Below are 24850 nucleotides of genomic sequence, written 5' to 3'. Positions count from 1 at the left end.
TGAAAGGAGTCGGGGATGGCCGCGTCCGAGCTGCCGTCGCTGGGTCAGCGCATCCGAGAGGAGCGGATCCAGCGTGGAGTCAGCCTGCGCGCCCTGGCGAGCGAGGTGGGCGTCTCGGCGAGCATGATCTCCCAGATCGAGAACGGCAAGAGCCAGCCATCGGTGAGCACCCTCTACGCGATCACCTCCGCGCTGGGCGTGTCCATCCAGGAGGTGTTCGACGCCGCGCTGCGTGAGCCGGCGCCGCCGGTGACCACGCCCGCCGCGCCGGGCACCCTGCTCGAGGCGCTCGGCTCGTCCCGCGGCCTGCGCATCGGCCCGGTCGTGCACGCCGTCGACCGGCAGGCCCTCACCCTGGACACTGGCGTCACCTGGGAACGCCTCGGCGAACTCCCGCCGCACGGGGTGGACTTCCTCCTGGTCACCTATCCCCCCGGCGGCACCTCATCGAGCAACGGCGGCCTGATGCGCCACCACGGCGCCGAGTTCGGCTACCTGATCAGCGGCGAACTCGTGCTCACCCTCGGCTTCGAGGAGATCCTCGTCTCGGCCGGCGACTCGATCTCGTTCGAGTCCACCACCCCGCACAGCTACCGCAACGACGGCACCGAACCCGCGGTCGGCGTCTGGTTCGTATCCGAGTGAACCCTGCTGGTCCGGACCATCCCGACCAGCACCACCCCGATCGCCGCCGCCGCGCTCGCCGCCAGCCCCCGCTCCACGATCCCCAACGGCAGGAACCGCCACCACGACACCCCACCGGCCAGCCAGTTCACCACCCCGACGAGGATCGCCCCGAACCACCCCAATGTCAGCAACGCCATGGCGCGTGCCCCCCACCGCCACCCCGCCATCTCCGGAAACGCCGCTCTTGCCACCAGCAGCACGGCCAACGGCAGTGCCACCCACCCGACGATGCTGGCGTACCGGTGCACCATCCCGCCCATGCTCGGCCCGATGGCCCAGTTGTTCTTCGGATAGGCGACGATCACCAGCAAGCTGACCGTCCACAGCGCACCAAACACCACCGGCGCGGAGACCGTCCTGATCGCCCGCCGCCGCACCAACTCCCCGAACAACAACGCCGACCCGAGGGCCACGGCGAGCACCGCCACGTCGAACATCCACTTGTTCGGCCCAAGCGCATACTCACTCAGCGTCCGCCGTACCGGACTGATCTGGTCGGTCGGCGGCACCACATGCAGCGCCAGCATCAACACGACGCCCACCATCAGCGAGAACAATCCGGCCCGGGCCATCCATCCAGGCTACCCACCCCGGGGGGTTTGTCTCTGTTAAGAAACTTGTCCGGTTCAAGGTCAACCCGCCACCGCCGCCCGGCGCCTGCGGCGCCGCGCGGCGGCGCCCGGCACACCCCCACCCGCGTCAACCCCCCGGACCGCTACGTCACGATGAGTCCCTGAGCACCGTTCCCTGATGGAAGTACAACCGCCAAGTTCCATCGTCGACCCTGCGCCAAATGGAACTTCGTCGCGCCCGCCGATCGGGACGATCGGTCACATACGTGACCAGTACAACCGAGTCGTCCAGGCGAACGCCGTGCATCTCGGACACGGTCGGCAGGTCGCCATCGGTGAGCTCCCGGCCGATGGCGGCAACCATGGCCGTTCTGTCCCACCGACGACCTGATGCGCCAAACTCGAAGAAGTCAGGATGCAACAGCCGTTCGACCTGCGCGGCGGATCTCCGCACCTCCGGCCTCAGCAACCGCAATTCACTGCTGATCACCGATTCCACATCGTCGTCTGCCGCTGGCGCCGTCATGGCCGGAACCTAACCAACCCGATCCCGGGCGGCACGCGACATGCCCTGACCGATGGGGCGGCGCCTGCGGCGCCGCCCCATCGGTCAGGGCCGGTTACCAGCGCTTGGGTTCACGAGCCGGTGGGAGAGTTGTGGGTTGTTCAGCCACACGCGTCTGCGCACGCGCACTGGTAGGCGGTGGTCACTGGCCAGGCCCAGGCCGGGCGGGGCGGCGGTGAGGGTGACCGGGGCGTCCGGATGGCCGGGCGGGGCGAGGGTGAGCAGCGCCCGCAGGGTCCAGACCGGGCAGCTCGCGTAGGACCAGAACACGGCTGTCGGGGCGAGCACGTCGGTCCCGGGCTCGGTCGGCATCCGGTAGGCCACCGCGTGCGTCTCGTCGTGCAGGATCACGACATCGGCGCAGCCGCCCCAATCCAGCACGCCCGCGACCGTGGCGGGGCCGTTCCGGCCGTCATGGTCGAACTGATGGATGAGGTACCCGCACCGGCCGAGCCGGTCCAGCAGCAGGTGAAGCTCGTCGAGCAACGATGGCGTGGTCCGCACGAAGCTGAACGTAAGACGGCCTCGGGGGTGACTGCTGGCCAGTTTCTCGAAATTTCTAGAGATATTTCGATTGCCCTGGGGTTCGCGGAAATCAGCCGCTATCGCCGGACTCATCCTCGGGTGCGATGTCACCGATCACCCGATTGATGATCTTTCGCGCGCTTCGGCCGTAACTGGCGACGGCGGCCAGTTGCTCGAAGGTGTTGGCGTACAGTTCGACCTCCTGTGGCTGTCGGAGGTCGAGTGCGGCCGAAACCGTTTCGATCAGCACGCGCTCCTCGTCGTAGATCCAGAAGCCGTGCTTCGGTGCGGTGTCGTACTGCGTCTCGAAGGCGATGATGCCGAGCCGCACGTTGGGCAGTTGGGACAGGGAAAGCAGTCGGTCGAGTTGTCCGATCATGACTTCGGTCGGGCACAGGCGGTATCTGAGCGCCGCTTCGGTCAGCACGAAGTGGAACCGCTTATCCGGGCGGTACAGGATCTCCTGCCGCTTCACCCGCAGGGCTACAACATCATCGAGGTCGTTCGGAAGCTTCAGCCGGCGAATGCCATCGGCGAAGCGAAATCGGGCGTACTCCGCGGTCTGTAACAATCCGGGGATCAGGGACGCCTCGAAGGCACGGATGAAGCGCGTCTTCTGGTCCCACTCCAGGTGTTGTCGCTGTCGAGGCTTCAGACCCGTTCGGAAGATGCGTTGCCACTCGGCGTATTGAACTTCCAGCGTGTGTAGTGAGGCGAGCAGCGCGTCGGTTTCGTCCTGGGTGTGCGTGGCGTCGGTCCAGGCACGGATGTCGTCGTCGGTCGGGGTCTGGCGGCCGTTCTCCAGTTTGGACACCTTGGACGGCGGCCACGACAACGACTCCGCGAGCTGTCGCCCGTTCAGGCCGGCGACCTGGCGAGCCTCGCGGAGTCGTTTGCCGAGTGCGGTCCGGGCTTCGTGGACGTTAGTCGAGCCCGAGGCCTTGTTCTTTGGCAAAGTCGTCCCGTTTGATCGCGTGATGCCAGGCGGCGTCACGCCAGTAGTTGTGTCGCACGATCTCGGCCGCATCGTCGACGAACTCGTGGTCGAGAGGAACGTCGTCATCGTCGAAGTGCATGTGAAGCAGCTTGGTCGAGTCGAACAGCCAGTAGTCGTGGTTGGGTAGGCCAATGGCCTCGGCCTTGTCCCTGGGCAGGTAACGGATGTCCTCGCCTGCGGCGTTGTTGGACTGCGCACCCCACAGGCCGAACCGGCTGTAGTCGGTGAGCGGCAGTGTCACCACCCGGACGCGGCGGAACCGCCGTCCGGCGGCCGTCGCCTCGCGCACCATATCCAGCCAACTCCGCTTCCAGATCCGATCGTCCGGCTCGCCGGCGAGGAACTTCCGCATCGACTCGTGCTCATAGCTGACGTTGTAGGCGTCGCGGACCTCGAGCCGGTAGGCCGTGTGCTCGAACGAGTGGAAGAGCTGGCGGAACTCCGGCCCGAGTCGGATGAGTCGGTTCAGTTTTCGCCCTCCTGCTCCTGGTAGCGGCGAGTGTAGAACTCCAGCACGTCTTCGGGGATCTCGATCAGCGTCTCGTGGACCGGTACCGGGCCGATGTCCGCCAACACCTGCGGGTCGGTGACCTTCCAGCCCTGCGCGATGTAGGTCACGCGGTCCGTTCGATCCGTCGCGAACAGGGTGGGCGAGCCGTCCACGTCTGAGTCGGGATCCTTGCCGAGGAATCGAGCGCGCATGAGCGCACCTCATTTCGAGAAATGTAGAGAACCGTTCTCGCACAGAGTGGCGCATCAGGCACGGTACGTCAAACGCGCCCGATGTCCGACGGGCGGCGCCTGCGGCGCCGCCCGTCGGACATCGGGCTCTTTGGTTACCTGCGCTTGGGTTTGCCTGGGGTGGCGGTGCTGTCGCGGACGGCGAGGTGGGTGGCCAACTCGACGCGGGGGCTTTCGACTTCTTCGCCTTTGGCTAGGCGCAGGACTGTGCGGGCGGCGAGGGTGCCCATTTCGGCCAGGGGTTGGCGGATGGTGGTGAGTGGGGGTGAGGACCAGCGGGCTTCTGGGAGGTCGTCGAAGCCGATGACGCTGAGGTCGTCGGGGATGCGGAAGCCGTGCTGGCGGGCGGCTTCGTAGACGCCGAAGGCCATCTGGTCGCTGGCGGCGAAGATGGCGGTGGGGGGATTGGGGAGCTCGAGGAGAGCGCGGCCGGCTTGGAAGCCGCCTTCGTGGTAGAAGTCGCCGGGGCGGATCAGGTCGGGGTCGGAGTCGATGCCGGCGGCCTCGAGGGCGGCGCGGTGGCCGTCCAGCCTCGCGCGGCTGCAGAGTAGGCGCGGGGGGCCGGCGACGAAGCCGATCCGGGTGTGGCCCAACGAGATCAGGTGTTCGGTGGCGGCCAGGCCGCCGGCCCAGTTGGTGGCGCCGACGGTGGGCATGTCGAGGGCGGGGCCGCCGGCGGGGTCGACGGCGACGATCGGGACGTTGAGGCGGCGCAGCTCGGCCTGGTGGGTGGGTTGCAGGGTGGAGAGCACAAGGATGACGCCGTCGGACGCCCGGGTGCGCAGGTTCTCCAGCCACTGCCGGGTGGAGGTGGAGCGGCGGTGGACCGCGGAGACCACGGTGCCGACGGCGGCGGCGTGCGCGACCTCCTCCACCCCACGGATGATCTCCACGGCCCATGGGCTGTCCAGGTCGTTGAAGACCAGGTCGATCAGGCCGGCGCGGTCCCGGCGGCGGGAGGTCCGCCTGCGGTAGCCGTGCTCGTGGAGCAGCTCCTCGATCCGGGCGCGCGTCGCCGGTGACACGTCGGACCGGCCGTTCACCACCCGCGACACGGTCGGGACCGAGACACCGGCCTCGCGCGCGATGGCGGTGATGGTGACTTTGCGTTCCCCGTCGATCGTCAAGGGCCTCTCCTTACGCCATCCCGTTCGGCCTGTGGCCGAAAGGTTGCGCCGCCCAGCATATGCCCCGGGTGGCTCGGTTTCCCCTCTTGCCTGCTGGTTTCACGGCCGAGTGTCGCTTGACGCTCAAAACCCCGGCCCCCTAATCTTCCGGTAGAGTACCGGAAGCATTACCGAAATATTTCGGAAACAGTCACATCACCTCGGCCGAGGAGCCGTGCAATGAAGCTGACCAGCATCGCGGCCGTCACCGTCCTGGCCGCATCGATCCTCTACTCCGTCAGCCTGACCAGCTCCGCCGACGACGCGGGCACCCAGCGACACACCGTGCCCGTCGACTCACCCCTGCGCGACCTGGCCAAACGCCAGGATCTCTTGATCGGCACCGCGGTCGACTACGACGCGTTCAACGCCGACACGGTCTATCGCGAGCGGATCGCCACCGAGTTCTCCTCGATCACGGCCGAGAACGTGATGAAGTGGCAGCTGCTCGAGCCCGAGCGCGGCAAGCTCGACTTCACCGCCGCCGACGAGCTGATCGCCGCCGCCAAGCGGTCCGGCCAGAAGGTCCGCGGCCACACCCTGCTGTGGCACAACCAGCTTCCGACCTGGCTCACCGAGGGCGTCGCGAGCGGCGAGATCAGCCCGGCCGAGTTGCGCAACATTCTGCGCAAGCACGTCATCGACGTGGCCTCGCACTTCCGCGGCAAGCTCTACCAGTGGGACGTGGTCAACGAGGTGATCGATGACGACGCGAACCTGCGCGACACGATCTTCCTGCAGAACCTCGGCCCCGGCTACATCGCCGACGTGTTCCGCTGGGCCCGGCAGGCCGACCCGAAGGTCAAGCTGTACCTCAACGACTACAACGTCGAGGGGCTCAACGCCAAGAGCGACGCCTACTTCCAGCTGGTCAAGGACCTGCTGCGGCAGCGCGTCCCGGTCGACGGGTTCGGCGCGCAGGGGCACTACGGCGTGCAGTTCGGCTTCCACTCGGCGTCCGAGGTGATGACCAACCTGCGCCGGTTCGAGGACCTCGGCCTGGAGACGTCGATCACCGAGGTGGACGTGCGCATGATCATGCCGCCGGACACGGTCAAGCTGCAGGCCCAGGCGCAGGGCTACAGCGTGCTGCTGCAGGGCTGCCTGCTGGCCCGTAAGTGCACCTCGTTCACGGTGTGGGGCTACACCGACAAGTACTCCTGGGTGCCCGGGTTCTTCACCGGCGAGGGCGCGGCGAACCTGCTGGACGAGAACTTCGCGGCGAAACCGGGCTACCGGGAACTGCAGGCCGTACTCGCCCTGGCCGGGCGGTAGGCCGCATGTCCGGACGGCGACTGCTTCGGCTGGCGGTCGCGGCGCTGGGTGCCGTCGCGCTGACCGGGGTAACGCCCGCGGCGGCCACCCACGGCGCGGCCGGTCGGATCGACTTCGGCGACCGGCTGCAGTCGATCGACGGTTTCGGCTTCGCGCAGGCGTTCCAGCGGGCGGCGGCGATGAACGGGTTGTTCGGCCTCCCGCCGGAGAACCAGCGCGCGGTGCTGGACCTGCTGCTGTCCCGCGAAAACGGTGCGGGGCTGTCCATCCTGCGCCTGGGCATCGGGTCCTCGCCGCAGGCCCCGTACGACCTGATGCGCTCCATCCAGCCGGTCGACCCCGGCGGGCCGGCCGCGCCGCCGCGGTACGAGTGGGATGGCTACGACGGCGGCCAGGTGTGGCTTGCCAAGGAGGCCAAGGCCTACGGTGTCCGGCGGTTCTTCGCCGACGCGTGGAGCGCGCCCGGATACATGAAGACCAACGGCGACGACCGCAACGGCGGCATGCTCTGCGGTCTGCCCGGGACCTCGTGCGCCAGCGGCGACTGGCGCCAGGCCTACGCCGACTATCTGGCGCAGTACGCCAGGTTCTACGCCCGCGAGGGCATCCGGATCACCGATCTCGGCTTCACCAACGAGCCGGACTTCACCGCGACCTACGCCTCGATGCGCTTCGACGGCCCGCAGATCGTGGACTTCGTCAAGGTTCTCGGCCCGACCCTGGCCCGGTCCGGCCTGCCCGCCCGGCTGGTCTGCTGTGACGGCGCCGGCTGGACCGAGCAGGAGGTGCTGTCCACGGCGATCGAAGCCGACCCGGCCGCCCGGCGGCTGGTGACCGTCCACACCGGACACCCGTACAAGAACCCGGCCAACCGCCCGCTGCCCACCGGCCGCCCGGTGTGGATGACCGAGTGGCAGCCCAACGGAAACACCTGGAACGAGGCGTGGGACGACGGCAGCGGCTGGGCCGGGATCACCGTGGCCGAGAACATCCACGACACGCTCACCCTGGCCGGTGCCAGTGCCTACGTCTACTGGTTCGGCGCGTCGCTCGGCGCCACCCGGGCGTTCATCCAGCTCGACGGCGCCAACTACCACGTGTCGAAACGGTTGTGGGCGATGGCCGCCTACAGCCGGTTCATCCGCCCCGACGCCGACCGGGTGGCGGCCGCCAGCACCGCTCCCGGCGTCAAGGTCTCGGCATTCCGCAACGCCGACGGCAGCAAGGTGATCGAGATCCTGAACACCAACACCACCGCCACCCGCACGGACTTCGCCCTGCGCGAGGCGTCCCGCTCGCACCGCGCGGCGGTGTACCTGACCGACGAGACGCACTCCTTGTCCAGGACCGGCACGCTTTCCGTGCGCGACCGGCGCCTGGCGGTCGAGCTAGCCCCACGGTCCCTGACAACCGTGGTCATCAGCCGATAGCTCGACCAAACAGGCCCAGGATCGGTGGGGACCGCTGCATCCCCGCCGATCCTGGGCTCTGTCGTTGGTCGGGGAGGGTTACCGGCTGTCGGACCTGTGTCTGGTTGTGACAGAAGTCTTCCTTCTGAGTAAACGACACGCTACGCTAGGATTCTGGGAGCGCTCCCAGAATCGGAAATGTTGCAGGACAACGGGTTGGCGACGATGCCAACCCGTTGTCCAAGAAGGACACGACATGGTACGAAGAGGTACGCTGACGGCCGCCCTGGCAACGGGCCTGACCATGGCCGCACTGCTGTGCGCGCCCAACGCCCACGGAGCCGACTCGGTGTTCTACGTAGATCCGCAGACGCAGGCCGCCCGCTGGGTGGCGGCGAACCCGAACGACTCGCGGATGCCGGTGATCCGGGACCGGATCGCCAGTGTGCCGCAGGGTCGCTGGTTCACCACCACCAACACCGCCACGGTCCGGTCCCAGGTGGACGCCTTCGTGGGCGCCGCCGCCGCGGCCGGCAAGGTCCCGATCATGGTCGTGTACAACATGCCGAACCGGGACTGCGGCGGCGCCAGCTCCGGCGGCGCGCCCAACCACACCGCCTACCGGGCCTGGGTCGACGAGGTCGCCGCCGGCCTGGCCGGCCGCCCGGCCGCGATCATCCTCGAGCCGGACGTGCTGGCCCTGATGAGCGACTGCATGACCGCCGCGCAACAGGCCGAGGTCCGCGCCTCGATGTCCTACGCGGGCCAGCGCCTCAAAGCCGGCTCCGCGCAGGCCCGGGTGTACTTCGACGCGGCGCACTCCGCCTGGCTCACACCAAGCGCGATGGCCGCGCGGCTGGTCGCCGCCAACATCGCCACCAGCGCGGACGGCATCTCCACCAACGTGTCCAACTACCGGACCACGACGGCCGAGGTCAACTACGCCAAGGCGGTCCTCGCCGCGACCGGTGCGCCCAACCTGCGCGCCGTGATCGACACCAGCCGCAACGGCAACGGGCCACTCGGCAGCGAGTGGTGCGACCCGGCCGGCCGGGCGGTCGGCACGCCGAGCACCGACGCCACCGGCGACCCGATGATCGCCGCGTTCCTGTGGGTCAAGCTGCCCGGCGAGGCGGACGGCTGCATCGCCGGTGCCGGCCAGTTCGTCCCGCAGCGCGCCTTCGACCTCGCGGTCGCCGCGGGCGGGGACACCACGCCACCGTCGACCCCGGGCACCCCAACGGTTTCCGGCGTCACCGCGACCGGCGCCACGCTGAGCTGGGCGCCGTCCACCGACAACACCGCCGTCACCGGCTACGAGGTGTTCCGTGAGCAGGGCGCCACCGACACCCTGCTGGCCTCGCCCACGGCCACCTCGGCGACCCTGACCGGCCTGTCCGCCAACACCACCTACCAGGTCTACGTTCGCGCACGGGACGCCGCCGGCAACCGGTCCGCCAACTCCGCGCTCGCCACGTTCACCACACAGAGCGGCGGCACCACCGGCGGCTGCTCGGTCCGCTACGCCCCGAACAGCTGGAACACCGGCTTCACCGCCGACGTTTTCATCACCAACACCGGCACCACCGCGGTTTCCGGCTGGACACTGGCGTTCGCCTTCACCGCCAACCAGACGATCACCGGGCGGTGGAACGCCACGGTGACCCAGAACCAGCAGTCGGTCACCGCGACACCGGCCGACCACAACCGCACCATCGCCCCGAACGCCACGGTGTCGTTCGGCTTCCAGGGCACCCATACCGGTGCCAACCCGGCACCCACCGCGTTCACGCTCAACGGCAACAACTGCACGATCACGCCCTGACCCGTAGCTCCGCCAGCCCCCTCTCCCACGAGGCATTGCCCACGGGGGAGGGGGCACCTACGATCAACCCGATCGAAGCGGTTCGACGACGAGCTGGTGAGCGGTTTGGCCAAGATCGATGATGTCGCGCGGCATGCGGGCGTGGCGCCGAGCACCGTGTCCTACGTGCTGAGCGGGAAGCGGGCGATCTCGGAGGAGACCCGGCAGCGGGTGCTCAAGAGCATCCAGGTGCTGGGCTACCAGCCGCACGCCGGCGCGCGGGCGCTGGCCAGCAACCGGTCCAACGTGCTGGCGCTGTTCGTGCCGCTGCGTACCGGCATGCACGTTCCGGTGATCATGCAGTTCGCCATCTCGGTGGTCACCGCGGCCCGGCAGTTCGAGCACGACGTGCTGCTACTGACCGCGGACGAGGGGGTCAAGGGTCTGGAGCGGGTGGCCGGCACCTCGCTGGTGGACGCGCTGATCGTGATGGACGTGGAGTTGCACGATCCGCGGTTGCCGGTGCTCCGCGCGCTGAAGCGGCCCTCGGTGCTGATCGGCGTGCCGGACGACGCCGAGGGACTGCACTGCATCGACCTCGACTTCGCCGCGGCCGGCGCCGCCTGCCTGGACCACCTTGCCGACCTCGGGCACCGCCGGGTGGCGCTGATCGGCTCGCCGCCCGAGGTCTACGAGCGGGAGACCGGGTTCGCGACCCGGCTGTCCACCGGGTTCACCGACGCCGCCGCGCGCCGGTCGGTGGCCGCCACCACGCACCCGTGCGAGGCCACCCCGGTGGGCGCCAAAACCGTTGTGGCCCAACTGCTGGACGAGCACCCGGACCTGACCGCCGTGGTGGTGCACAACGAACCCGTGGTGGAGCCGGTGCTCCGGTCGTTCGCCGAGGCCGGGCGCGAGGTGCCGGCCGACCTGTCGGTGGTGGCGGTCTGCCCGGACGAGCTTGCGGTGCGGGTGACGCCGGGCCTCACCTCGGTGGCGATCCCGGCCGAGGAGATCGGCCGGATGGCCGTACAGGCGGTGATGGGCCTGCTCAACCACCCGGAGAACGACCCGAACGGCGCACCGACCCTGGTGCAACCCCAGCTCACCGTGCGTGACAGCACGGCGAAGCCCAGACCGTAAGTCCAGTTCCCAACCCCTACATATCCCTATATCCCCACGTCACGACGAGTGAAGCGCTTCGACGGACCGCGAGGAGGAACAACGATGTTCAGGGCAGGCAAGGGCGCGCGGCTGCTGGTGGCCCTCACCGCGGCGATGTTGGCGCTGGCCGGGTGCGGCAGCGACGAGGACCAGGCGAGCGGCGACAACACCGGCCCGCGCGACTTCAAGTTATGGCACTACGAGGGCCCGACCAGTGCCATGGGCGTGGCCTGGAACGCGGCCATCGAGGAGTTCAAGAGGAGCCACCCCAACGTGACGGTGAAGTTCGAGGAGAAGGGCTTCGAGCAGATCCAGAAGACCGCGCAGATGGTGCTCAACTCCAACGACGCGCCGGATCTGATGGAGTACAACAAGGGCAACGCGACCGCCGGCCTGCTGTCCAAGCAGGGGCTGCTCACCGACATGAGCGAGGAGGTCACCAAGCGCGGCTGGGACAAGCTGCTCAGCCCGAGCCTGCAGACCACCTGCAAGTACGACGAGCGCGGCATCATGGGCGACGGCAAGTGGTTCGGGGTGCCGAACTACGCCGAGTACGTGCTGGTGTTCTACAACAAGGACATGTTCGCCCAGCACGGCATCCAGGTGCCGACGTCGTTCGATCAGTTCGTTGCGGCGCTGGACAGGTTCAAGCAGGCCGGGGTCACCCCGCTGGCCGTCGGCGGTGCCGAGTACCCGGCACACCAGATCATGTACCAGCTGGCGCTGACCAAGGCCGACCGCGGCTGGGTGGACCGCTACCAGCGCTACACCGGCGACGTCGACTTCCATGACAGCGCCTGGTCCTACGGCGCCAACACGTTGGCCGAGTGGGTGCAGAAGGGCTACATCGACAAAGCGTCCACCAGCAGCAAGGCCGAGGACATGGGCATCTCGTTCATCTCCGGCAAGGCGCCGATCATGATCTCCGGAACCTGGTGGTTCGGCCGGTTGCAGACCGAGATCAAGAACTTCCAGTGGGGCTCGTTCCTGTGGCCGAGCAAGATGAGCGCCGGCTCCAGCGGCAACATCTGGGTGGTGCCGACCGGTTCCAAGAACAAGGACCTGGCCTACGACTTCATCAACATCACCATGCAGCAGCAGAACCAGGCCCTGCTCGGCAACTCTGGCGGGGTCCCGATCGCCGCCGACCCGAACGCGGTCACCGATCCGGCGACCAAGACCCTGATCAGCGACTTCAACACGCTGAGCAAGCAGGACGGGCTGGCCTTCTACCCGGACTGGCCGGCACCCGGCTACTACGACGTGCTGGTCTCCGCCACCCAGAAGCTGATCAACGGAAGCGCCAGCCCCGACCAGGTGCTGGACGAGATCGCCAAGCCGTACCAAGAGAACCGGGCGAACCTCGGCGGGTGAGATGACGCTTCCGGTACAGACCGCGCCGGCTCCGGCCGGGCCGGCGCCGCGCACCCCGACCCGCCCGGCCGGCCACCGCCGGCCGGGCGGGCACGGCGGATACCTGCCCTACCTGATCCCCGCGGCGCTGCTGTTCGTCGTGGTGATCGCGATCCCGTTGGTGGGCAACGTCTGGCTGAGCTTCACCCGGTGGCAGGGGGTGGGCAGCCCGGACTGGGTGGGCCTCGAGCAGTACCGGAAGCTGTTCAGTGACGAGACGTTCTGGTTGTCGGCGCGCAACAACCTGGCCCTGATCGTGGCGATGGCGATCGTGCCGACGTTTCTCGGGCTGCTGCTCGCCGGCGCGATGTTCGACGTGGTCGGCAAGCGGTTCGGCCAGCGCTCGGCCAGCGCGCTGCGGGCGTCGTTCTACCTGCCGCAGGTGCTGCCCGCCGTGGTGGCCGGCGTGGTGTGGGGCTGGATCCTGCACCCGGAGTTCGGTGCGCTCAACGAGATGCTGCGGTTCGTTGGGCTGGACTCGTGGACGCAGAACTGGCTCGGCGACGAGAAGACCGCGCTGCTGTCGGTGATGGCGGTGCTGGTCTGGATCCAGATCGGCTACCCGGTGGTGATCTTCATGGCCGGCCTGCAGCGGGTGGACCCCGAACTGTACGAGTCGGCCGAGGTGGACGGGGCCGGCTGGTGGCAGCGGCTGTGGTTGATCACCGTGCCGCAGATCCGGCCGGAGATCTTCGTGGTGCTGCTCACCTGCACCATCGCCGCGCTCAAGACGTTCGACAAGATCTTCGTGCTGACCCGGGGCGGCCCGGGCGGCGCGACCAACGTGCCCTCGTACTTCTCCTTCCAGAACTTCTTCGAGAAGGCCAACGTGGGCTACGGGGCGGCGATCGCCACCGTGCTCACGGTGATCATCGTGGGCCTGACGTTTCTGTTCCTGCGGGCCCAGCACCGGGACGAACGATGAGCGCCCCGACCCTGACGTCGCGGCAGCGGGCCCGGTGCCGGCCGGACCCGGTGCGCTGGGTGGTGCTGATCGGGCTGGCCGTCCTCGCGGTGATCACCCTGGTGCCGTTCGGACTGGTCGCCCTGAACGCGGTGAAGTCGCCGGCCGACTACAGCCAGGGCGGCCCACTGCAACCGCCGAACAGCCTGTACCTGCAAGGCATCATCGACTTCTGGGTTCGGGTCGACTTCGGCGAGAAGCTGTGGAACAGCACGGTGATCGCCGGATCGGTGGCGGTGTTCGCCGTGCTGGTCTCGGTGGTGGCGGCCTACGCGCTCGGCATCGGACGGGTCCGCGGCCGGATGTGGATCATCGCGATCTTCCTGCTGGCCAACCTGATGCCGCAGGAGGCGCTGATCTATCCCTTGTACTACATGGCAAAGGAAGTCGACCTGTACGACACCCGGTTGGCCGTGATCATCATCTTCACCGCCGTCCAGGCCGCGTTCGGCACCTACCTGCTCTCCGCCGTGCTGTCCCGGTTCCCCACCGAGATCCTGGACGCCGCCCGGATCGACGGCGCCGGCAAGTGGCACACGCTGTGGCGGGTGGTCGTGCCGATGAGTTGGCCGACCCTGTCCGTGCTGCTCGTGTTCTTCTTCATCTGGACCTGGAACGAGTTCTTCATCCCGCTGGTGATGCTCGTGTCCAACGAGAACCAAACCGTTCCGGTCGCGCTCGGGGTTCTGCAGGGGCAGCGACTGATGGACGCCACGACGCAGAGCGCGTCCGCCCTGCTCGGCATCGTGCCGGCGGTCGTGTTCTTCTTGCTGTTCCAACGAACACTGACCAGAGGCATCGCGGCGGGAGCGGTCAAATGAAGTTCACCGACGGACACTGGCGGATGCGTGCCGGCGTGGATCCGGCCTACCCGGTCGAAGTTCTCGACGTGGAACCGGGACCGGGCACGCTGACCCTGCTGGCCCCGTCCTACCGGGTACACAGCCGGCTGGACCTGCAACGCGGTCCGGTGTTCACGGTAGAGCTTTCCGCGCCGCTGCCGGACGTGGTCGGGGTGTCGGTCACGCACTACGCCGGCCAGGTCGCCCGGCCGCCCCGGTTCGAGCTGTTCACCAACGGCGCCACCGAGCCGTGGGTCGACGCCGACGCCGAACATGCGGCGCTCACCTCGGGTGCGCTGTCGGTGCGGGTGAACCGGGCCGACTGGCGAATGGATTTCGTTGCCGGCGAACGGGTTCTGACCACCAGCGGGCCGGAGGATCTGGCCTTCATCCAGACCGGCGACGACGGCCACCATGTGCGGGAACGGCTGGTGCTCGGGGTCGGCACCGCCGTCTACGGGTTGGGGGAGCGGTTCGGCCCGCTGGTGCGCAACGGCCAGGTGGTCGACATCTGGAACGCCGACGGCGGGACGAGCAGCGAGCAGGCGTACAAGAACATCCCGTTCTTCCTGACCAACGCCGGCTACGGGGTGTTCGTCGACCACCCCGGCCACGTGTCGTTCGAGGTGGGTTCCGAGGACGTGGCCCGGGTGCAGTTCAGCGTCGCGGACCAGTCGCTGCGCTACTACCTGATCTACGGCCCGACACCCAAGGACATCCTGCGGAAGTACACCGCGCTCACCGGCCGGCCGGCCCTGCCTCCGGCGTGGTCGTTCGGCCTGTGGCTGACCACCTCGTTCAACACCGCCTATGACGAGGAGACCGTCAACAGCTTCGTCGAGGGAATGTCCGAACGGGACATTCCGCTGTCGGTCTTCCACTTCGACTGCTTCTGGATGCGCGAGATCAGCTGGTGTGACTTCGAGTGGGACCCACGCACCTTCCCCGACCCGCGCGGGATGCTGACCCGGCTCAAGGCGAAGGGCCTGAAGATCTGCCTGTGGATCAACCCGTACATCGCGCAGCGGTCCGCCCTGTTCGCCGAGGGAAAGAAGCGCGGCTACCTGCTCCGCCGCCCGAACGGCGACGTGTGGCAGTGGGACCTGTGGCAGCCCGGCCTCGCCGTGGTCGACTTCACCAACCCCGAAGCCCGGGAATGGTACGCGGCCAAGCTGGATGCCCTGCTGGACATAGGGGTGGACTGCTTCAAGTCGGACTTCGGCGAGCGGATCCCCACCGACGTCGAGTACTTCGACGGTGCCGATCCCGAGCTGATGCACAACTACTACACCTATCTCTACAACAAGACCGTGTTCGACCTGCTGCGCAAGCGCCGCGGCGACGGCGAGGCGGTGGTGTTCGCCCGCTCGGCGACCGTCGGCTGCCAGCAGTTCCCGGTGCACTGGGGCGGCGACAACTCCTCGACCTACGAGTCGATGGCCGAGACGCTGCGCGGCGGCCTGTCCCTGACCATGTCCGGGTTCGGCTTCTGGAGCCACGACATCGGCGGTTTCGAGGGCACGCCGACGGCGGAGCTGTTCAAGCGGTGGATCCCGTTCGGGCTGCTGTCCTCGCACAGCCGCCTGCACGGCAACTACTCCTACCGGGTGCCGTGGCTGTTCGACGAGGAGTCGGTGACGGTGCTGCGCACGTTCACCCGGCTCAAGGCTCGCCTGATGCCGTACCTGTACCAGGCCGCGGTCATCGCGCACCGGGACGGCATCCCGGTGATGCGGGCCATGGTCGTGGAGTATCCGGACGACCCGGCCTGCACCTACCTGGACCGGCAGTACCTGCTCGGCGACGATCTCCTGGTGGCTCCGGTGTTCGCCGCCGAGGGCACCGTCGACTACTACGTGCCGCCCGGCGTCTGGACCCATTTCCTTACCGGTGAGCAGGTTCAGGGGCCGCGCTGGGTGCGCGAGCGGCACGGCTTCGACAGCGTGCCGCTGCTGGCCCGGCCCGGCTCGGTGATCCCGGTCGGCGCGCTGGACGACGGCCCGGCCTACGACTACGCCGACGGTGTCACGCTGTACGTCTTCGCGCTGGCTCAGGGTCGGGTGGCCACCACGGTTCCGACCATCACCGGTGAGCCGGCGGCCGCGTTCGTCACCGCCCGGGACGGCGACGTCATCCGGGTCGAGGCGGATCCGGCGCCGGCGGGCTGGCGCGTGCTTCTGGTGGGGGAGCGGGCTATCGAGTCGGTGACCGGCGGCTCGGCGACCGAACATCCGCTCGGCACGCTGATCGAGGCGGAGGGAGGGGTGCTCACCGTTCGGTTGGCGCGGAACTGAACCCTTGTCCGCCGCCACCTGACCGCTTAACATCGCCGTTACGCGTTGAACCGCTTCGATGAGTTGATCATTAGGGCGGAGACCACGGCACCACCCCAGAACTGCAAACGACCCTCCGACGATCGGCGACCGTGTCGAAGCGCTTCGACAGCCGCATTCGACTGAGCCCCGATGGAGCGTGCTCATGAGGATCCGACGTGTCCCTGCCCATTCGCGCCGGTTCGGCGTCCTTGCCGTCTCCGTCGCTCTGATGGTTGGCCTCACCGGCCCGGTCGCGGCGGCGCATCGCGCGCCCGCGTATCCCTTCCAAGATCCCGCCGCGCCGCTGTCGGCGCGGGTGGACGACCTCCTGCGCCGGCTCACGCTGGACGAGAAGATCTCGTTGCTGCACCAGTTCCAGCCGGCGATCCCGCGGCTGGGCATCCCCGAGTTCAAGGCCGGCACCGAGGCGCTGCACGGACTCGGCTGGACCACGGACCGGAACAACAACGGCGCGGTGGTGACCGCGACCGCGACGGTGTTCCCGCAGGCGGTCGGGCTGGCCTCGACCTGGAACCCGGCGCTGATCAGGCAGGTCGGCTCGGTGGTCGGCGACGAGGCGCGCGGCTTCAACTCGGAGGCGCCCGGGGTCTGGGGCGTGCAGGTGTGGGCGCCGGTGGTGAACCTGCTGCGCGACCCGCGCTGGGGCCGCAACGAGGAGGGCTACTCCGAGGACCCGTTCCTCACCGGGCAGATCTCCACCGCCTACGGCAAGGGTCTCTCCGGCGACCACCCGTTCTATCTCAAGACCGCGCCGGTGCTGAAGCACTACCTGGCCAACAACAACGAGATCCGCCGGGACACCGCATCGTCCAACCTGCGTCCCCGGGTGCTGCGCGAGTACGACGAGCCGGCCTTCAAGCCGGCCATCTCCGCCGACGCGGCCACCGGCGTGATGGGCGCCTACAACCTGGTCAACGGCCGGCCCAACACGGTCAACCCGGACTTCAACGACGTGGTGCGGACCTGGACCGACAAGACGCTCTACAACGTCAGTGACGCGTTCGCGCCGTACAACCTGACCGGCTCGGAGCAGTACTACGCCACCAACGCCGAGGGCTTCGCCGCCACGCTCAAGGCCGGCCTGGACAGCTTCACCGTGGACAACCAGAACTCCGCGCCCACCATCGGGCACATCCGCGACGCGCTGGCCCAGGGGTTGCTCACCGAGGCCGACATCGACACCTCGGTGCGACACGTGCTCAGCGTGCGGTTCCGGCTCGGCGACTTCGACCCGGACCGCGGCCCGTACGCGGGCATCACCAAGGACGTGGTGAACAGCCCGGCGCACCAGGCGTTGGCCCGCAAGGTGGCCGGCGAGGCCATGGTGCTGTTGAAGAACACCGGCGCGCTGCCGCTGAACCCGGCCAGGACCAGGAACGTCGCGGTGATCGGCCCGCTGGAGAAGACCCTCTACACCGACTGGTACTCCGGCGCCCTGCCGTACCGGGTCACCCCGCTGGACGGCATCCGCGAGCGGCTGGGCGGCGGTGCCCGGGTGGCCGACACCGAGGCGGTGGACCGGATCGCGCTGCGCGAGGCCGCGACCGGCCGCTATGTCACCGCCGGGACCGACGCGGACGGCGAACTGCTGCGCGCCGCCGGCACCGGCGCGGGCGCCACCGAACAGTTCGACGTGTTCGACTGGGGCCAGGGCGTGCTGACCCTGCGCAGCGTGGCCAACGGGCGCTACGTCGAGCGGTTCGACTTCGGCGCCACCAGCCCGTTCGTCAACCGCGCGCCGCAGCCCCGGGACTGGTTCGTCCAGCAGCAGTTCAAGCTGGAGGACGCCGGGAACGGCACCTTCGTGATCCGCTACGCCGGGTTCGAGACCCCCAACGACTGGGAGGGCCCGAACAACTACGTCACGGTCGCCGCGGACGGCACCCTGACCCTTGGCGCCACCGACGCCGCCGGCGCCACCCGGTTCACCAAGGAGACGCTCAGCAGCGGGATCGACAGCGCGGTCGCGGCCGCGACCGGAGCCGACGCCGCGGTGGTCGTGGTGGGCAGCATGCCGTTCATCAACGGCCGCGAGGACCACGACCGGACCACGATGGCGCTGGCCGAGAGCCAGTCCGCACTGATCCAGGCCGTGCACCGGGCCAACCCGAACACGATCGTCGTGGTGGAGAACAGCTACCCGACAACGCTCAACTGGGAGCAGCAGAACGTCCCGGCGATCCTGTGGACCACGCATGCCGGGGCGGAGACCGGGCACGCCGTTGCCGACGTGCTGTTCGGTGCCGTCAACCCGGCCGGCCGGCTCACCCAGACCTGGTACCGGTCCGACGCCGACCTGCCCAGCATCCTCGAGTACGACATCATCAAGACCGACCGCACCTACCTCTACTACCGCGGCGACCCGCTCTACGCCTTCGGGCACGGGCTGTCCTACACCACGTTCCGCTACGGCGACATTCGGCTCAGCGACACCCGCGTCCGTCCGAACGGGACGGTCGAGGTGAGCGTCCGGGTGACCAACACCGGGCGGCGGGCCGGCGACGAGGTGGTCCAGCTCTACACCCACCAGCGCACCTCCCGGGACAAGCAGCCGGTCGCGCAGCTGCGCGCGTTCCAGCGGGTGCACCTGGAAGCGGGGCAGAGCAAGACGGTGCGGCTGCGGCTGCCCGCGGCAGACCTCGCGCACTGGGACGTGACCCGGGGACGCTGGGTGGTCGAGTCGGCCACGCACGACGTCCTGGTCGGCGCCTCGCTCGCGGACATCCGGCAGCGGACCACGTTGCGGGTCGACGGCGACCGGATTCCGGCGCGCGGCCTCGGCAGCGACACCCGGGCGATCGACTTCGACGACTACTCCGGGGTTGACCTGGTCGACGAGAGCAAGGTGCGCGGCGACGCGGTCGGCGCCACCGCGGGCGACTGGGTCAAGTTCACCGACGCCGACCTCCGCTCGGGCGCACGAAACTTCCGGGCCAGGGTGGCCCGGGCGGAGGCCGGCCCCACGTCCATCCAGATTCGGCTGGACGACCCGGTGAACGGCCGCCTGGTCGGTACCGCAACCGTGCCGAGCACTGGTGACAAGTACGTCTACACCACGGCGACCGCGCGGCTGACCGGCGCAAGCGGCCGGCACGACGTGTACCTCGTGTTCACCGGAGATCAAAGGATCAGCACCTTCTCCCTGCGATGAAACCTGAATAGCCAAGAGGCGAAAACATGTTGCGCAAGACGGCATCCCTGCTCGCCGCGGCCTGCGCCGCGGTGGTCCTTGCCCCCGCCACGCCGGCACAGGCGGCCACCACCTGTACCGCGTTCGGCACGATCACGCTCGGCAAGTACTACGTCAACAACAACCTGTGGGGCCAGAGCGCCGGCTCCGGCTCGCAGTGCTTGTCCGACACCAGGTCCGGCGCCACCATCGGCTGGAACACCAGCTGGACCTGGTCCGGGCAGCCCAGCCAGGTGAAGTCCTTCACCAGCAGCGTGCTCGGCTGGCACTGGGGCTGGAAGACCGGCGGCACCGAGCTGCCGGTCCGGCTCAACGCCGGGCGGGACATCTTCACCGACGTGCGCTACCGGGTGTCCGGCTCGGGCACCATGAACGTCGCCTACGACCTGTGGCTGCACACCATCCCGAACCCGGACTGGCCGGACAACCCCACCGACGAGGTGATGATCTGGACCTACCGGTCCGGTGGGGCCGGGCCGCTCGGCACCTTCCAGGGCACGGTGAACATCGCCGGCACCAGCTGGGACCTCTACCGCGGCAACATCGGCTGGAACGTCTTCTCGTTCATCCGCCGGTCCAACGCCACCTCGGCCACCCTGCACATGCAGGACTTCCTGAACAACCTCATCTCCCGCGGCTGGATGAGCAACACCAAGTACCTGTCCAGCATCGAGCACGGCACCGAGGTGTTCATCGGCAGCGGCCGGCTCGACGTCGACTCCTACACCGCGGACATCCGATGACGCGACGGTTGCTCGCGGCGCTGCTGATCGCGGGATTCCTCGCCGTGCCACCGGCTTCGGCGGAGCCGCAGACCCGGCCGGTGCACACGGTCAGCTACGACCACCACTCCGTCAGCGTCGACGGGAAGCGGCTGTTCCTGTGGGGCGGGGAGTTCCACTACTTCCGGCTGCCCAGCCAGCAGCTGTGGCGGGACGTGCTGGAACGGATCAAGGCCGCCGGGTTCAACGGCGTCTCGTTGTACTTCAACTGGGCCTACCACTCGCCTGCGCCGGGCGTGTACGACTTCACCGGCGTGCGGGACGTGGACAAGCTGTTGCGCCTGGCCGAGGAGGTCGGGCTGTACACGGTGGTCCGGCCAGGCCCGTACATCAACGCCGAGGTGAGCGGCGGCGGCTTCCCGGCCTGGCTCAAGCAGGTTCCCGGCCGGGCGCGGTCGTCCGACCCCGGCTACACCGCGGCCTACCGGGAATGGCTCGGCCGGATCAACCCGATCATCGCACGGCACCAGGTCACCCGGGGCGGTTCGGTACTGCTGTACAACGTGGAGAACGAATACGCGGTGAACACCTCCGCCGCATACATGCAGGACCTCCAGGACCAGGCCCGGGCGGCCGACATCGACGTGCCGATCACCCACAACGCCTGCTGTGACGCCGCGGAATGGTCGTCCAGTTGGGGAACCGGGCCGGGCGCGGTGCAGATTCCGGGCGTGGACGACTATCCCCAGTCCTTCGAGTGCCAGACGCCGGACGTCTGGGGGCCGTGGGGCCAGGGCATCACCGAGCGGCTGCGCGACGACGCGCCGGTCTACGCGGCCGAGTACCAGGCCGGCGCGATCGACCTGAACCGGGCCGGCTACGAGGGCTGCGCCGAGCTGACCGGGCCGAGCTACATGAAGTTCTTCTACAAATCCAACCTGATCACCAGTGGCGCCACGCTATACGGCTACTACATGACCTACGGCGGCACCAACTGGGGCTGGCTGGGCCAACCCAACGACGTCTACACCTCCTACGACTACGGCGCGGCGATCACCGAAGCCCGTCAGCACACCGACAAGTACGACGAGTTCAAGCGCCAGGGCTACTTCGTCACCTCGGTGGCGCCGCTGACGAAGACCGATCCGGCCACCGCGCCGGCCTCGGCCAACCCGGTCGTCGCCACCAGCGCGCGGGCCAACCCGGACACCCGCACCCAGTTCGTGCTGGTCCGGCACGCCGACCGGGCGGCGCAGACCGATGATCAGTCCACATTGGACTGGATGACGCCGGATGGCCGCTACACCGTGCCGGTCCGGGTGAACGGGCGGGACGCCAAGGTCCTGGTGGCGGGCTACGACCTCGGCGGGCAGCGGCTGGTGTGGTCCAACTCGGAGCTGATGACGCACGCGTTCATCGGCGGCAAGGACGTGGCCCTGCTCTACGGCCGGGACGGCGAGTCCGGCTCGACCGTGCTGCGCTACCGCTCCCGGCCCACCGTGCGGGTGCTCGACGGAACCGTCCGGTCCGCCTACGACCCGGCCACCGGAGACCTCCGGCTGGACTACGTCCACTCCGGACTGGCCAGGGTGCTGGTCAGCGACGGCGGCCGGCGGCCGGTGCTGCTGCTGCTCGGTACCGACCAGACCGCGGCCGCCTTCTGGCGCCTGGACACCAACGCCGGACCGGTGCTGGTGCGCGGCACCTCGCTGGCCCGCTCGGCGCAGGTCTCCCGGGACGCCGTGCACCTGCGCGCGGACCTGGCCACCACGGGGGAGGTGGAAGTATTCGGGCCGGCGCCGGCGCGTCGGCTGATCGTTGACGCCGGCCCGGTGCACGCCCGGCGCACGGCGAGCGGCTCGCTGCTTGCCGTGCTCCGCGGCCCGGATCCGGTGCGGTTGCCGGCGCTGACCGGCTGGCGGCAGCGCACCGAGGCGCCGGAGTCCACAGTGGACTTCGACGACCGCGGCTGGACGGTGGCGGACAAGACCGTCTCGACCAGCCCGCTGCCGCCCCGGACCCTGCCGGTGCTCTACGCCGGCGACTACGGGTTCGACTACGGCCACGTCTGGTATCGCGGCCGGTTCACCGCCACCGGAGCCGAGACCGCGGTGACCCTGAACGCGATCACCGGCAAGAACGGGATCTACCAGGTGTGGCTGAACGGCCGCTATCTCGGTGTCGCCAACGGCGGCACCCAGGCGGACACCGATCCGGACAACCCGAACCCCAACCCCGACCCGGGCCGCGGCGACTTCGCCATCCCGGCCGGGCTGCTCACCCCCGGATCCACCGCCACGCTCGCCGTCCTGGTCGAGAACATGGGCCACAACGACGACTGGATCGCCAACGACATGCGGTTCAAGCAGCCGCGCGGCCTGACCGGCGCGGTGCTGCAGGGCTCGTCCGCACCGATCGCCTGGCGGATCCAGGGCACCCGGGGCGGCCGGGACCTCGCCGACCGGATGCGTGGCCCGCTGAACAACGGCGGCCTGTTCGGCGAACGGGCCGGCTGGCACCTGCCGGAGTCCCCGGACCGGGCCTGGCGCCCGGTCGGCACCCCGGACGACGGCCCGCTCACCCCCGGAATCTCCTGGTACCGCACCACGTTCCGGCTCGACCTGCCGCGCGACCAGGACGTGCCGGTCGGCCTGCGGTTCGGCGGCGACACCAGCCGCGACTACCGCGTGCTGATCTTCCTCAACGGCTGGAACGTCGGCAAGTACATCAACAACCTCGGTCCGCAGCGGGACTTCGTGCTGCCCGCCGGACTGCTCGACGAGCACGGCCGCAACACACTCGCGCTGGCCGTGATCGCACCCGAGGCCGCGCCGGGCGGACCGGGTCCGGTCAGCCTGGTGGCGCTCGGCAACCAACGGGGAGGTGTCCGACAGTGAGTACGGATGCGTTGGGCCGCCGCGGTTTCCTTGCCGCGGCCGGAGCGCTGGCGGCGGCGGGCGCGCTGCCGGTGCCAGCCGCGGCCGACCCGGCGCGCGACGATGACGGTCGCCGTGGCGGTGCTCATCGGGCCGGGAACCGCTATGAGCTGCAGAAGCGGTTCGTCGACTGGCGGTTCGGGATGTTCCTGCACTTCAACATGGGCACGTACCACGACCAGGAATGGGTCAACCCCAACCAGGACCCGCTCTCGTTCAACCCGACCGAGCTGGACTGCGGCCAGTGGGCGGACGCCGCGCGCGCCGCCGGAATGCGGTTCGCCGTGCTGACCGCCAAGCACCACGACGGGTTCTGCCTGTGGCCGTCGCGCTACACCGACTACGACGTGATGAGCAGTTCCTACCGGCACGACGTGGTCCGCGAGTACATGGACGCGTTCCGGTCCCGGGGTGTCACGCCGTGCCTGTACTTCTCCATCTGGGACCGCACCAACGGGGTCGGTCCGCCGGTCTGGGACGAGCCGGCACCGATCGACCTGGACCTGGTCAAGGGCCAGCTGACCGAGCTGCTCACCCGGTACGGGCGGGTGCCGCTGCTCATCTTCGACGGCTGGGCCTGGCATCCCAAGCTCGGCCACAACACCATCTCGTTCGGCGACATCCGCGCGCACGTGGCGTCCATCCAGCCCGACTGCCTGGTGCTGGACCTCAACGGGCTGACCGTGCCGTGGGACTCCGACCTGCTGTTCATCGAGGAGCCCAAGGGTGGCGTGTTCTGCCCGGAGGACAACACGTTCGCGGCCAGCCAGGGACAGACCATCTCCCCGGCCGGCTGGTTCTGGCACCCGGCGACGCCGAACCTGCTGCTCACCCCGGAGCAGATCGTCGAAGGGCACCTCGACATCCTGGAACCGCGCTACTGCACGTTCATCCTCAACTGCCCGCCCAACCCGCAGGGCCTGCTGGACGCGACCATGGTCCAGACCCTGCACCAGGTCGGCGCGCGGTGGCGGCCGGACCGCGGTCGTCCGCCGCTGCCGGCCCAGCCGGACCAGTTGATCCGCCAGCTCACCCCGGTCGCCGCGACGGCCACCAGCGGCACCGCGGCCGCGCTGATCGACGGGCACAGCGACTTCGGCTGGAACGGCCAGGCCGACCAGACGTTGTGGCTGTCCGAAGCCCCGGCGCCGCAGGCGATCACGCTGGACCTCGGCCGGGTGCGGTCCGGCATCGACACGCTCGCCTACCTACCGCGCCAGGACACCGCGACCAACCATCAGTACGACTACCTGACCGAGGGCAACATCACCGGCTACCGGGTCGAGACCAGTGTGGACGGTGTGCGGTTCCGCGAGGTGAGCCGGGGCACCTGGGCCGGTGACCACCTGCTCAAGCAGGCCCGGTTCCGTCCGGTCCGGGCCCGCTACGTGCGGCTGCACGCCCTTTCCGCGGTCGGCGGCGGGACCGTGCGGGTCAGCGAGATCACGTTGGGCAGCCGGGAGTAGCGGAGCTCCCGGCAACTGTCCGAGTGGGCCCGCCCTCGACGCCTGGGCGGGCCCGGAACAGGGCACCGGCCTCCCG

General features: G+C 69.0%; 20 protein-coding genes. 13 read left to right on the top strand and 7 right to left on the bottom strand.

Annotation, left to right across the window (positions count from 1 at the left end; translation table 11 throughout):
• The first annotated feature begins 15 nt into the window (after nt 1-15).
• Nucleotides 16-645 carry a helix-turn-helix domain-containing protein gene (locus VFV67_RS16575; protein WP_326471023.1) on the top strand — a complete coding sequence of 210 codons (630 nt, stop codon included), beginning with the start codon at nt 16-18 and terminating at the stop codon, nt 643-645.
• On the opposite strand, the gene VFV67_RS16570 is transcribed toward VFV67_RS16575, so the two are convergent.
• From VFV67_RS16570 to VFV67_RS16540, 7 genes are all read right to left on the bottom strand, one after another.
• On the bottom strand, nt 591-1259 hold the full coding sequence (locus VFV67_RS16570) for a DUF998 domain-containing protein (RefSeq protein WP_326471022.1): 669 nt from the start codon (nt 1257-1259) through the stop codon (nt 591-593). The genes VFV67_RS16575 and VFV67_RS16570 overlap by 55 nt on opposite strands.
• A gap of 148 nt (nt 1260-1407) precedes the next feature.
• Nucleotides 1408-1785: a DUF4440 domain-containing protein gene (locus VFV67_RS16565; protein WP_326471020.1), complete on the bottom strand. Its 378-nt coding sequence runs from the start codon at nt 1783-1785 to the stop codon at nt 1408-1410.
• An 84-nt stretch (nt 1786-1869) separates the two neighbouring features.
• Entirely contained in the window at nt 1870-2328 is a 459-nt protein-coding gene (locus VFV67_RS16560) for a hypothetical protein (RefSeq protein WP_326471019.1), read from the bottom strand.
• Nucleotides 2329-2419: 91 nt separating this feature from the next.
• Entirely contained in the window at nt 2420-3343 is a 924-nt protein-coding gene (locus tag VFV67_RS16555) for a helix-turn-helix transcriptional regulator (protein ID WP_326471073.1), read from the bottom strand.
• Nucleotides 3273-3803, bottom strand: coding sequence for a DUF6879 family protein (locus VFV67_RS16550; protein WP_326471072.1), 531 nt, complete (start codon nt 3801-3803; stop codon nt 3273-3275). Before VFV67_RS16550 ends, VFV67_RS16555 begins: the two co-directional genes overlap by 71 nt.
• 8 nt (nt 3804-3811) lie before the next feature.
• The gene (locus VFV67_RS16545) at nt 3812-4048 is read right to left on the bottom strand and encodes a hypothetical protein (protein WP_326471017.1); all 237 of its coding nucleotides are present in this window, start codon (nt 4046-4048) and stop codon (nt 3812-3814) included.
• 134 nt (nt 4049-4182) lie between these two features.
• On the bottom strand, nt 4183-5214 hold the full coding sequence (locus VFV67_RS16540; RefSeq protein WP_326471015.1) for a LacI family DNA-binding transcriptional regulator: 1032 nt from the start codon (nt 5212-5214) through the stop codon (nt 4183-4185).
• A 219-nt stretch (nt 5215-5433) separates the two neighbouring features.
• Here VFV67_RS16540 and VFV67_RS16535 point away from each other — a divergent pair, with 219 nt between their 5' ends.
• The 12 genes from VFV67_RS16535 (at nt 5434) to VFV67_RS16480 (ending at nt 24774) form a co-directional block, all read left to right on the top strand.
• Entirely contained in the window at nt 5434-6528 is a 1095-nt protein-coding gene (locus VFV67_RS16535; protein ID WP_326471014.1) for an endo-1,4-beta-xylanase, read from the top strand.
• A 5-nt stretch (nt 6529-6533) separates the two neighbouring features.
• Entirely contained in the window at nt 6534-7958 is a 1425-nt protein-coding gene (locus VFV67_RS16530) for a glycoside hydrolase family 30 protein (RefSeq protein ID WP_326471013.1), read from the top strand.
• Nucleotides 7959-8193: 235 nt separating this feature from the next.
• On the top strand, nt 8194-9762 hold the full coding sequence (locus tag VFV67_RS16525) for a glycoside hydrolase family 6 protein (protein WP_326471011.1): 1569 nt from the start codon (nt 8194-8196) through the stop codon (nt 9760-9762).
• 105 nt (nt 9763-9867) lie between these two features.
• Nucleotides 9868-10884 (top strand): LacI family DNA-binding transcriptional regulator, encoded by a 1017-nt coding sequence (locus VFV67_RS16520; protein WP_414636262.1) that lies wholly within the window; start codon nt 9868-9870, stop codon nt 10882-10884.
• 84 nt (nt 10885-10968) lie between these two features.
• Nucleotides 10969-12279 carry an ABC transporter substrate-binding protein gene (locus tag VFV67_RS16515; protein WP_326471008.1) on the top strand — a complete coding sequence of 437 codons (1311 nt, stop codon included), beginning with the start codon at nt 10969-10971 and terminating at the stop codon, nt 12277-12279.
• 1 nt (nt 12280) lies between these two features.
• On the top strand, nt 12281-13243 hold the full coding sequence (locus tag VFV67_RS16510) for a sugar ABC transporter permease (RefSeq protein ID WP_326471006.1): 963 nt from the start codon (nt 12281-12283) through the stop codon (nt 13241-13243).
• A complete protein-coding gene (locus VFV67_RS16505) occupies nt 13240-14103 on the top strand; it encodes a carbohydrate ABC transporter permease (RefSeq protein ID WP_326471005.1) in 864 nt (287 codons plus the stop codon). The genes VFV67_RS16510 and VFV67_RS16505 overlap by 4 nt, the downstream gene beginning before the upstream one ends.
• Nucleotides 14100-16418, top strand: a complete 2319-nt coding sequence (gene yicI / locus VFV67_RS16500) for an alpha-xylosidase (protein WP_326471003.1) — start codon at nt 14100-14102, stop codon at nt 16416-16418. The genes VFV67_RS16505 and yicI overlap by 4 nt, the downstream gene beginning before the upstream one ends.
• Nucleotides 16419-16602: 184 nt before the next feature.
• A complete protein-coding gene (locus VFV67_RS16495; protein ID WP_326471001.1) occupies nt 16603-19611 on the top strand; it encodes a glycoside hydrolase family 3 protein in 3009 nt (1002 codons plus the stop codon).
• Nucleotides 19612-19637: 26 nt separating this feature from the next.
• Nucleotides 19638-20393: a GH12 family glycosyl hydrolase domain-containing protein gene (locus VFV67_RS16490; RefSeq protein ID WP_326471000.1), complete on the top strand. Its 756-nt coding sequence runs from the start codon at nt 19638-19640 to the stop codon at nt 20391-20393.
• Nucleotides 20390-23269, top strand: coding sequence for a beta-galactosidase (locus VFV67_RS16485; protein WP_326470999.1), 2880 nt, complete (start codon nt 20390-20392; stop codon nt 23267-23269). The genes VFV67_RS16490 and VFV67_RS16485 overlap by 4 nt, the downstream gene beginning before the upstream one ends.
• Nucleotides 23266-24774: an alpha-L-fucosidase gene (locus tag VFV67_RS16480; RefSeq protein ID WP_326470998.1), complete on the top strand. Its 1509-nt coding sequence runs from the start codon at nt 23266-23268 to the stop codon at nt 24772-24774. The genes VFV67_RS16485 and VFV67_RS16480 overlap by 4 nt, the downstream gene beginning before the upstream one ends.
• The last annotated feature ends 76 nt before the right edge of the window (nt 24775-24850 follow it).

Origin of the sequence: Actinophytocola sp. (assembly GCF_035762905.1) — a bacterium.
Lineage (GTDB): Bacteria > Actinomycetota > Actinomycetes > Mycobacteriales > Pseudonocardiaceae > DASYTH01.
The sequence above is the reverse complement of the archived record's forward strand: the minus strand, read 5'-3'. Positions and strand labels throughout refer to the sequence as shown.